The sequence below is a fragment of the Streptococcus mitis genome, from assembly GCF_047462815.1.
Classification (GTDB): domain Bacteria; phylum Bacillota; class Bacilli; order Lactobacillales; family Streptococcaceae; genus Streptococcus; species Streptococcus mitis_DO.
In genome coordinates this window covers 1-1724 of record NZ_JASHFB010000024.1, presented here as the reverse complement: position 1 = coordinate 1724, position 1724 = coordinate 1, and the positions used below count along the sequence as shown (strand labels likewise).

1 protein-coding gene is annotated in these 1724 nt (G+C 39.7%); it reads left to right on the top strand.

Translation table 11 applies throughout. From position 1 onward, the window contains the following. Positions 1–126 precede the first annotated feature (126 nt). Positions 127–1653 (top strand): IS1182 family transposase, encoded by a 1527-nt coding sequence (locus QM865_RS09090; RefSeq protein ID WP_414306502.1) that lies wholly within the window; start codon positions 127–129, stop codon positions 1651–1653. Positions 1654–1724: the final 71 nt, after the last annotated feature.

Below are 1724 nucleotides of genomic sequence, written 5' to 3'. Positions count from 1 at the left end.
AAAGAGTCTGGGACAATAGTCTTTTATCTCCAAAAAAAGCAACGGATTTGCCGTTGCTTTTTTGCATGGTTGCGATAGTCTTGGTAAAATAGAATTGCCCAATAAACCATTTAGAAAGGCTATCCCATGCATATTCACTATAACACAAATCAAACAACTTTACCACTAGAAATCAGTTCTTTCTTGCCGCAAGACCATCTTGTCTTTACGATTGAAAAAGTGGTAAATACCTTGGAGGATTGTCATTTCCATGCCTTCTATCATGCCTTTGGTCGCCCGTCTTATCACCCTAAAATGCTTGTATCTGTTCTTCTATTTGCCTATTCACAAGGGATTTTCTCTGGTCGAAAAATTGAAAAAATGATGGTTGAAAATCTCGCTATGCAATACCTAACAGGGCAGTTGGTTGTCAGCTACCGCACCATCAATCGGTTTCGTGTATCTGAAGGGATGGAAGAACTCATTCGCAATCTTTTCATAGACCTCAATCTTCGTTTAAAAATGGAAGAGTTAGTGACCTTAGATTGCTTGTTTATTGACGGGACTAAGATTGAAGCCAATGCCAACAAGTATAGTTTCGTGTGGAAGAAAGCGACAGAGAAATTCTCCGCCAAACTTCAAGAACAGATACAGGTCTATTTTCAAGAAGAAATCACTCCTCTTATCCATCAAGCTATTAAGCTGGATGAAGAAGAAGCAATTTCTTCAAAGCAGTTGATTGAATTCTCTCAAGTCCTTGAAGAAGAATTGGAAAAACTGAGCCAGGACATTGAGGAGACACCCGTTAAAGGAAAGGACGAACGTAAAACCCAACGTCGTAAACTCAAGAAAGTCTTGCGTAAAGTCAAAGAGGATTTTTCAGTACGTGCTGAAAAATATGAGAGTTATCAGGAGACATTTGAAGGTCGCAACAGCTTTTCCAAAACCGATCCAGATGCCACTTTTATGCGGATGAAAGAAGATCATATGAAAAATGGCCAACTCAAGGCTGCTTATAATCTTCAAATCGCTACTGAAAACCAATTTGTTCTTCACTATGATGTCTTCTCAAATCCTACAGACACTAAGACTCTTCTACCCTTACTTGAAACCTATCCGCATGACATAAAGACAGTTGTCGCAGATGCTGGATATGGAAGTGAAGAGAATCTCCTTCGTTTAGATGAAAAGCAGGTAAACCATCTGATTAAATATGCCATGTTTGATAAGGAACAAAAGAGAGGGTATAAACAGTCAGCTAAAAACTTAGCGAATTGGCACTATAATGACAAGGAGGATAGCTACACACATCCTGATGGCTGGTGCTATCGTTTTCACCATACCAAACATCAGAAAACACAGACGGACTTTCAACAGGAAATCAAGGTTTACTACGCTGATGAACCTGAATCAGCCCCTCAAAAGGGACTGTATATGAATGAACGCTATCAGCACTTAAAAACGAAAGAATGCCAGACGCTTTTATCTCCCCAAGGTAGACAGATTTTCGCTCAACGCAAGATTGATGTGGAACCTGTCTTTGGGCAGATAAAGGCTTGTTTGGGTTACAAGAGATGTAATCTGAGGGGCAAGCGTCAAGTGAGAATTGACATGGGATTGGTACTTATGGCCAATAACCTCCTAAAATACAATAAGAGAACGACTCAAAATTAAAAAGCTAGGGTTCCGCTATTGGAAATCTCTAGCTTTTTTGTAGTCGAGAACTCTTTTGTCCCAGGCTCTTT

Excerpts from the sequence above, each read along its gene's own strand:
- QM865_RS09090 (WP_414306502.1), top strand. The coding sequence starts at position 127 with ATGCATATTCACTATAACACAAATCAAACAACTTTACCACTAGAAATC.